9 protein-coding genes are annotated in these 8,069 nt (G+C 65.9%); 5 read left to right on the top strand and 4 right to left on the bottom strand.

The window, feature by feature from the left end:
- A partial coding sequence (locus IG98_RS0143280; RefSeq protein ID WP_037972897.1) for a helix-turn-helix domain-containing protein occupies positions 1-528 on the bottom strand: 528 nt, incomplete at its 3' end.
- A gap of 132 nt (positions 529-660) precedes the next feature.
- Between IG98_RS0143280 and IG98_RS51720 the strand changes: the two genes are divergently transcribed.
- Both IG98_RS51720 and IG98_RS0143275 read left to right on the top strand, forming a co-directional pair.
- The gene (locus IG98_RS51720; RefSeq protein WP_157594884.1) at positions 661-834 is read left to right on the top strand and encodes a hypothetical protein; all 174 of its coding nucleotides are present in this window, start codon (positions 661-663) and stop codon (positions 832-834) included.
- Positions 810-1,004 carry an ATP-binding protein gene (locus tag IG98_RS0143275; protein ID WP_030926247.1) on the top strand — a complete coding sequence of 65 codons (195 nt, stop codon included), beginning with the start codon at positions 810-812 and terminating at the stop codon, positions 1,002-1,004. Before IG98_RS51720 ends, IG98_RS0143275 begins: the two co-directional genes overlap by 25 nt.
- A gap of 341 nt (positions 1,005-1,345) precedes the next feature.
- Here IG98_RS0143275 and IG98_RS49870 read toward each other — a convergent pair whose 3' ends face one another.
- Positions 1,346-2,089 (bottom strand): transposase family protein, encoded by a 744-nt coding sequence (locus tag IG98_RS49870; protein WP_084196087.1) that lies wholly within the window; start codon positions 2,087-2,089, stop codon positions 1,346-1,348.
- A gap of 265 nt (positions 2,090-2,354) precedes the next feature.
- Here IG98_RS49870 and IG98_RS51715 point away from each other — a divergent pair, with 265 nt between their 5' ends.
- The 3 genes from IG98_RS51715 (at position 2,355) to IG98_RS0143260 (ending at position 7,094) form a co-directional block, all read left to right on the top strand.
- Complete coding sequence (locus tag IG98_RS51715; protein WP_157594883.1) at positions 2,355-2,564, top strand: hypothetical protein; 210 nt, start codon at positions 2,355-2,357, stop codon at positions 2,562-2,564.
- Between the two features lie 188 nt (positions 2,565-2,752).
- Positions 2,753-3,190 carry an effector-associated constant component EACC1 gene (locus IG98_RS0143265; protein WP_211264377.1) on the top strand — a complete coding sequence of 146 codons (438 nt, stop codon included), beginning with the start codon at positions 2,753-2,755 and terminating at the stop codon, positions 3,188-3,190.
- Positions 3,183-7,094, top strand: a complete 3,912-nt coding sequence (locus IG98_RS0143260; protein ID WP_157594882.1) for a caspase, EACC1-associated type — start codon at positions 3,183-3,185, stop codon at positions 7,092-7,094. The genes IG98_RS0143265 and IG98_RS0143260 overlap by 8 nt, the downstream gene beginning before the upstream one ends.
- Here IG98_RS0143260 and IG98_RS54065 read toward each other — a convergent pair.
- Both IG98_RS54065 and IG98_RS52220 read right to left on the bottom strand, forming a co-directional pair.
- Entirely contained in the window at positions 7,018-7,836 is an 819-nt protein-coding gene (locus tag IG98_RS54065) for an AAA family ATPase (RefSeq protein WP_245651959.1), read from the bottom strand. The genes IG98_RS0143260 and IG98_RS54065 overlap by 77 nt on opposite strands.
- A 122-nt stretch (positions 7,837-7,958) precedes the next feature.
- Positions 7,959-8,069 (bottom strand): DUF397 domain-containing protein (locus tag IG98_RS52220; RefSeq protein WP_169750302.1); only part of this gene is annotated, 111 nt, incomplete at its 5' end.

Below are 8,069 nucleotides of genomic sequence, written 5' to 3'. Positions count from 1 at the left end.
TTGGGGACTGGCGATCGCGGCGATGTGCTCCAGTTGCTCGCGCATGACATCGGGACCTCCTACCAGCAGGTTGAGGACCGTCTCGCTGATTACACAGCGAAGGGTCGGCGGGTTCTCGCGGGTCAGAATGTTCTGACGCCCCAGGCGGGCCGTAACGGCTGCGTTGTCGCCCAGCAGGGCGTGTGCGTATGCCTCGGTCTGGAGTAGGCCGGGAACCATCAGCGGCTCGTAGGTCCGGAGCGTGACGGCGACGCTTTCCTTGTCCCGCCACTTTCCGAACCAGGGGGGGAAGACCTGGCCCTTTCTCCAGTCGAGGAGCCGAAGGAGGGCGCCGCCCGTGTTGAGGGCGAGGTCGCACGCCTCGGCGAATTCCGGGCTGGCTGGGAGGTGCCCCGTCTCCACCCCGCTGATCAGGGACTCGCTGAAATGGATCTTCTCAGCGAGCTCTCCCTGGGTGAGGCCGGCTGCCTTCCGGTAGTAGCGCAGTTCCCTGCCCCATATTGCCTGGGGCGCGTAGAGGTCGACCACGGCTCCCTCCTAACCGGAGTTCAACAAAAGGCTGTTGAACTCCAACCCGAGCGCTTCGTGAGCGTTTCGCTACCGGGCGTAGTGATGTCTCGGCAATCTGAACATACGAAATCCGAGACAGAAAGAAAAATCATGGAAGAGGCCATCAAAGCGAGTGCGGCGCTGACCGAATACCGCTATACGATGAATCCGGCATTTTCCCCACTGGGGGAAAAGCGGATGCCGCGCGATATTGAGAACGTCGCCTCGGCTCGCCGATTCGTGCGTGATACGGCGGCCGATTGGAACGGGAGAAGGACCTGCTGACCGTGGACGTCTACGACTCCTGCATCGAGATCCCGCGGATGAGACAACCCGACGACCTGGAAACCTCCGGCCGCGGCCTCACCATCGTCGGCGACCTCTCCCACAATTGGGGGTGGACCCTGAACCCCTACGGCAAGTCGGTCTGGTTCCAACTGGTCGCCTGGCCGTAGCGGCGGAGCCGTCCGATATCCAGGTGATCCTGCCGGGCGTCGAGAACACGCGAATGTGGAGCTGAACATCAAATGAGCTGGATGTAGCCGGTATCTTCCCCGGCCGCTCAAGATTTTTTGTTCTCGGGGTTCTCGTCGGTGGCCGGCCGGACGGCGCCGTGGGGCCGTACTCCCGCTGCTCCTCGATCGGCAGCAGCGGGAGTTCCGCGCGGCGTACGTCCATCTGGGCGCGGCTGCCCACGGTGGCGTAGTTGCGCAGGTTCACCCCTATGAGCTGTCTACTCGTCGGCTCCGGCCGGGTGCCGTCGGGAGCCAGGGGAAGGTTCGGCCAGTGTTTCTCGTCAGCCGTATCTTGGTCCGTGATGAACTCGATGTTCTGGAAGAAGCTCCGGTTGTAGGTCCCGCCGGCATCGTTGACCTTGGTCAGCGCGGCACCGCCTGCGGCCCAGTTTCCGGGGATCACCTTGCTCACGGGGCTCACCGTGCTGGTCTTCACAGGTGGATGCATTGGGTCGGCCCAGTTGTGGCCGGCGCTGCTCTCGCTCGGCGGGCCCGGGTGTGTCGGGGATTTGCGGCGCGGGTGCCTCTCGGCGGACGACATCGGTCATATATCCGCTGATCGCCGCGTCCAGCGCGTCGGCGTCCAACTCGGCCAGGACCCGGCGGAAGGTCCGTTCGCTGGGGACGGTGAACCGGCCGGTGAACGGATCACGGTAGGCGCCCAGCCGCTCCAGCACTGCTTGCGAAATCCGGGCGGCCCACTGCCGGATCGCTGCCACGCTGTCGCTGCCGACCACGAGTGTCGCGCACGCGGTCAACGTCAAGATGACCGTCGGCGGATGCCGCAGCCCGCACGCCGAGCGCTGATCCGGCACCGCCGCCAACCGGCGTATCAGCGCTGATTCCGCCACGACCGGGTCGGTCGCCGGCTCTGCTTCCCACAACGCCAGGTCGGTGAGCTGGTCAAGAAGAGGGACGCGGCAAGAGCTGGTCGGGGAAGATGGGGACACGAGCGCGACTCCTGTGACGATCTTCGGATTTGAGACCTGCAAGATCAGCAGAAGTCGCGCTCTTTCGTCTTCCACCTGGCCAAACGTTCAACATCGCCATACCGCATCAGAACCCGGGAACGCCGGGGCCCTGGAAGCGGATGTGGGGCCACGGTGCGCTGAAGATCGTACGATTGCCGGGCTCCACGTCTGCTTCTGGCCTTCAGTAACTCCTCCCGAAAGGCCCGGAACGCCACTGGCGGCGTCCAGGAAATCCCAATCGTCCAAACTATTTCGCTGAGATTACCTCACTGTCAACGGACATGTAGTTGATGTCGAGGACACGATATTTTCTGATGAGATGGACGTTTCCGCTGGTGATGTGGCCTATGGCGGTGATGGCTTTGCTGCTGGTGTGGTCGTCGATGTCGCCGAGACGAAGGTGGGGCTGGAGCGCGAGAGAACGAAGGCTTTGCCTGTCGGTCGACATGTAGTGGTGGACGAATCCGACACGGGAGCAGAGCCGGGGTGTCGGGAGAGGTGTTTGGATGCCGGGCATGCCGATGAGTAGTCGAGAGTGTTGCCCAGCCAGCTTGACGGCCTCCAAAATCGCGTCACCAAGCAATCCAGGTCACAGCGATAGATGAGTACTGCGAGGCGTAACAACCGAATTTGGGTGTTTGGCTTGCCGTGTTGGTGATCATCTGATGGTGTGGCACAACGTTTCCTTAAAGCGGCGGCAGATGACGAGGAGGTCCGGTGGCGGGCGTTCCGCATGACAGCGCGGCAGATGAGACAGACGACCAGCGAAAGGGATCGCTGGTGATAGTGGACACGCCCGCCGAGGTTCGGGAACTGCATGCTTGGCTCCGCCGGGAACCGGAACTGCGGGGCGGCGTTCGCCTGCTGGAAAGCCCACCGCCGACCGGGGCACTGGGGCCGGTGGCCGAGGCTGTGCAGGTTCTCGCCGGTGCTCCGGTGGCGGCCGTGGCCGGGGTGGTGATCGCCTGGCTGCGGTACCGCACGAGCGACGTGAAGATCACGGTCAAGCGGCCGGACGGGACAGAGGTGCAGATCAGCGCTACCCGGATCAAGACGTTGAACGCCGAACAGACCCGTGCGGTGACGGCGCAGATCGAAACGGCGCTGAACAACGAGCGGTCCTTGCCGGTGCCGGAGGAGAGCGCGGGTGGCTGAACCGGCCGGTCTGCCTGGGGGGGTGCTGTCCGGGCCGGGGGTGCGTGCCCTGCTGGTCGGATCGGGCCGCCACCCCGTAGAGGGGGCGTTGATCGGGGATGTGCCGGCAGCCGTTACGAGCATGCGCGACCTGGCTGACGCCGTGGTGGAACACGCTGGACTGGATCGCCTGGATCTGACCTGCCTGCCGAACCCTAGCGACCCGGCCGAGTTGGCCCAAGCCATCGCTGACCTGGCCGAGCAGTCGGACGAAGTAGCGTTGTTCTACTACGCCGGGCATGGCCTGCTGGGCCCCGATGGCGAGCTGTATCTGGCCACCCAGGCGACCGCGGACCTGGGTCGGGGGTCGGCTGTCTATCAGGCGCTGCCGTTCAACCAGGTGCGTGATCTGCTGTCCCAGGCGCGAGCCCACCTGAGCGTGGTGATCTTGGACTGCTGCTGGGCGGGACGGGCCACAGGCTGGCCCGACAGTTACCTGCTGACCGCCACCAGCAGGAACGAGACGGCTTGGGCTCTGCCAGGTGAGCGCCACACCGCCTTCTCTGGCGCGCTGATCGACGTGCTCGCTCAAGGCGATCCCCTCGGGCCGTCACTGCTGTCACTGGACGATGTGCATGCCAGCTTGACCCGCATCTTGTCCGAGCGCCGCCTACCGGCGCCGCGCCGTCAGGCCGCCGACGCCCACGGGCGCCGCCCGCTGACGGTCAACCATGCCTACCAGCCACCCACCGCACGCCCCTCGCCGGTGCCCGCAGCCGCCCACGGCCAGCACAGCCCCTACCTGGGATTGCGCTCCTACGGCGTGCAGGACGCGGCATTCTTCTTCGGCCGCGAGCATCTCACTGACATCTTGAAGCAGCGGGTGAATGCTGCTGAAGGGATGCCGGTGCTGGTCGCCGGTCCGTCCGGATCCGGCAAGTCCTCGCTCCTGCAGGCGGGCCTGATCCCCGAACTGGGGCCGGGGCGCTGCCTGCTGCTCACGCCCGGTGCCACCCCTCTGGATCGTCTCCGCGACACCCTTCACGACCTGGCCAGTCCACCCGACCGGCACGACGAGGCCTCGTGGGATACGGCACGGCCGTTCGAGGAGCTGGCAGCGAAGCTGCCAGCTAACACGGTCATCGTGGTGGACCAGTTCGAGGAGCTGTTCACGCAGTGCACCCAGCCCGCCCAGCGGGCGGCCTTCATCACCGCCTTGGCCGTAGCCTGGCGGAGCGTACGGGTGGTGCTGGGAGTACGTGCGGACTTCTTCGGTCACTGCACCCCTTACCCTCAGCTCACCTCCGCACTGGAACATCCGGTAGTGGTCAATCCTCTATCCGGCGACCAGCTGCGCGAGGTGATCGAACAGCCCGCCCATCTGGCTGGCCTGATCTTGGAGGAAGGGCTCGTCGACACCCTGTTGCACGATCTGGGTGCCGACGCAGTCAGCACGAGCGATACCGCCGGGACGTTCAGCGCGCCATTGCCATTGTTGTCGCACGCCCTGCTGGCCACCTGGCAGCGCCGTGACAACGGCCGGCTCACCCTCGCGGGGTACCGCGCCGCCGGCGGTATCACCAAGGCTCTGGCCAAGACCGCCAACGACATCTTCGATAGCCTCACCGAGGCTGACCAGCAGGTCGCTCGCCGCTTGTTACTGCAGTTGGTGCATCTGGGCGAGGGCACCGAGGACACCCGCCGTACCGTCGCCTTGGCCGAACTCCGCCCGGCCACAGACACCGCCGAGGACGACCTGGCCACCACGAGGGTGCTTAATTCGTTCGCCCAAGCCCGGCTGGTGACGGTCGATGAGGACAAGGCGCAACTCGTCCACGAAGCACTCATCCGCGCCTGGCCTCGGCTACGATCCTGGATCGATACCGGTCGCGCCGACCTGTTGGCGGCGCAGCAACTCGCCGAAGACGCCGCCCGCTGGGAGCGCCACCATCACCAAACCGGCTACCTGTATGACCAGGCCCGCCTGCAAGCCATCAGCGCCGCACGCCGGCGCTGGCACGACAATCCCGCTCTCCATCGCGCTCCGAGCCACAGCGTCAACGCCTTCCTGCGCGCAAGCGACCATGCCACACAGCGTCTGATCCGACGCCGCCGGATCACCATCATCACCCTGGTCACTTTGGTGATCGCGTCACTGGGGGGAGCGGCAGCGGCCGTCATCGCCGCCAAAAGCACCGGTGTCCAGCAGGCCCTGGCTGAATCCAACAGCCGTGAAGCCCTCTCCCGTCAGCTCGCGACAGAAAGCGAGAGTGTCGCTGCCGGCAACCCCACCCTGGCGCAAGCACTAGCCGCCACCAGCTGGCACTTCTCCCACACCAACGACGCCCGCCATGTCCTGCTCACCGCACTGACCAACCCCGCACGAGGTGTCCTCGCTGGCCACACCAGCATCGTGACCGGGGTTGCGTTCAGCGCTGACGGTCGCACCCTTGCCACCACCAGCATGGACAGGACCGTTCGTCTGTGGGATGTGACCGCTCGCCGTCAACTCGGTGCCCCGCTGACCGGTCACACCGACGCCGTGACCGGGGTGGCGTTCAGCGCTGACGGTCGCGCCCTTGCCACCACCAGCGACGACAGTACCGTTCGTCTGTGGGATGTGACCGCTCGCCGTCAACTCGGTGCCCCGCTGACCGGCCACACCGACGCCGTGACCGGGGTGGCGTTCAGCCCTGACGGCCGCACCCTCGCCACCAACGGCAACCCTGGAACCGTTCGCCTGTGGGACGTGACCACTCACCGTCAACTCGGCAAACCTTTCACCCGCCGCATAGAAGACTTCGACTTCGCGAACGGGGTGGCGTTCAGCCCCGACGGCCGCACCCTCGCCACCATCGGCAACAGGACCGTTCGTCTGTGGGATGTAACCACTCGCCGTCAACTCGGCGCCCCGCTGACCGGCCACACCGACTCCCTGGACGGGGTGGCGTTCAGCCCTGACGGTCGCGCCCTCGCCACCACCAGCAGCGACAAGACAGTTCGTCTGTGGGATGTGACCATCCACCGTCAACTCGGCGCCCCCCTCACCGGCCACACCGGCTGGGTCTTCGGGGTGGCGTTCAGCCCTGACGCTCGCGCCCTCGCCACCACCAGCGACGACAGTACCGTTCGTCTGTGGGATGTGACCGCTCGCCGTCAACTCGGTGCCCCGCTGACCGGTCACACCGACGCTGTGAACGGGGTTGCGTTCAGCGCTGACGGCCGCACCCTCGCCACCACCAGCGACGACATGACCGCACGTCTGTGGGATGTGACCACCCATCGCCAACTCGGTGCCCCGCTGACTGGCCACACCAGATTCGTGAACGGGGTGGCGTTCAGCCCTGACGGCCGCGCCCTCGCCACCACCAGCAACGACATGACCGCACGTCTGTGGGACGTGACCACCCATCGCCAACTCGGTGCCCCGCTGACCGGCCACGCCGGACTCATGACCGGGGTGGCGTTCAGCCCTGACGGTCGCACCCTCGCCATCATCAGCGACGACAGTACCGTTCGTCTGTGGGATGTGACCACTCGCCGTCAACTCGGTGCCCCGCTGACTGGCCACACCGGATTCGTGACCGGGGTGGCGTTCAGCCCTGACGGTCGCACCCTCGCCACTACCAGCAACGACAGTACCGTTCGTCTGTGGGATGTGACCACTCGCCGTCAACTCGGTGCCCCGCTGACCGGCCACACCGGATTCGTGAACGGGGTGGCGTTCAGCCCTGACAGCCGCACCCTCGCCACCACCAGCAGCGACAAAACCATACGCCTGTGGAATGTTGGGCTTCCTTCCGACCGCGATCTACTCGCCTCAGGCTGCAAGGCGGCGGCCCGGTCCCTCACCTTGGCGGAATGGCGAGACTACGGCATTCCGGAGCCGTACGAGCCGGTGTGCGCGCCGATGCTCGGGCAGTGAAGAGCCATAAGGTCACCGTGTATCCGCGGGATCGTTGTTCCCTTCGAGGTCCATGGCGTTTCCTAGAGCATCGTCGAGCATTGCGCCTGCCGACAACCGTCCTTGAACGGCAACTCGGCGTCGGCGCCAGGGTGAGGTTCGCCCCCGAAGATCGGGCCCTTTTCGCTGCCCTTCTGGCGTCGCTGCCCCGCGAGGTTCTACGCCAAGTGCGGCTTACAGTCCGCCCGGATACCGTACAGTCCCTGTCATCGCGTACGGCCCTCGCGCGGACCTTGCGCGCGAGGGTCTCCGCACGGGCGGCGAGGTTCGCGCCGGTGGCCTGGCGCAGTCGCACCGGATCGCCGATCTCCACGATCCGCCCGCGCATCTCCGGGCAGAACTCCTCCAGGAGGATCCGGAGACTGAGCTGGTCGTTCCGATCCTCACCGGCGACGACCACGATCGGTTTCCTGGTCGGCCGGATGCGGGTTCCCCGCGCCTGCTCACAGATCGCCCCCAGCGCGCCGGAGAACCATAGCTCTCCCAGGGGCATCCCTTCGCTGGCTCGCACGATCTTCTCGACCTGGGCGGTCGACACCGCCGGGATCATGGAGGAACCGTCCTCCGCACGTTCGCACACGATGAGTTCCTCCGGTTTGAGCCGATCGGCGAGGGCCGGTGAATGGGTGGCGATGATGAACTGTGTTCTGTCGCTCGCCTCCCGGACCCGCTCGACGAAGATCTCCAACGCCTGCGGGTGCATGCCATGATCGATCTCTTCGACGCAGGTGAACGCGGGCAGGGCCGGCAGGACACAAGGTCGGACAGCACCTACCGGCCGCCCTCGTGTGTGGTCGGGCGGCCGGTAGCAGTAGGGGAGATCGTTCAGCCGAGGTTGAAGTCGTCGGCCTTGATGGTGTTGATGAAGGTGGTCCATTCGGTGGGGGTGAAGAAAAGGCTGGGGCCGTGGGGGTCTTTGGAATCGCGTACGGCGAC

Origin of the sequence: Streptosporangium amethystogenes, from assembly GCF_000721075.1 — a bacterium.
GTDB lineage: Bacteria > Actinomycetota > Actinomycetes > Streptosporangiales > Streptosporangiaceae > Streptosporangium > Streptosporangium amethystogenes.
This window is presented reverse-complemented; position numbering and strand designations above follow the sequence as displayed.

What these genes read in the sequence shown, in the direction of transcription:
- IG98_RS51715 (WP_157594883.1), top strand. Translation starts at nt 2,355, where the DNA reads ATGGACGTTTCCGCTGGTGATGTGGCCTATGGCGGTGATGGCTTTGCT.
- IG98_RS54065 (WP_245651959.1), bottom strand. Translation starts at nt 7,836, where the DNA reads ATGCACCCGCAGGCGTTGGAGATCTTCGTCGAGCGGGTCCGGGAGGCG.
- IG98_RS51720 (WP_157594884.1), top strand. Translation starts at nt 661, where the DNA reads ATGGAAGAGGCCATCAAAGCGAGTGCGGCGCTGACCGAATACCGCTAT.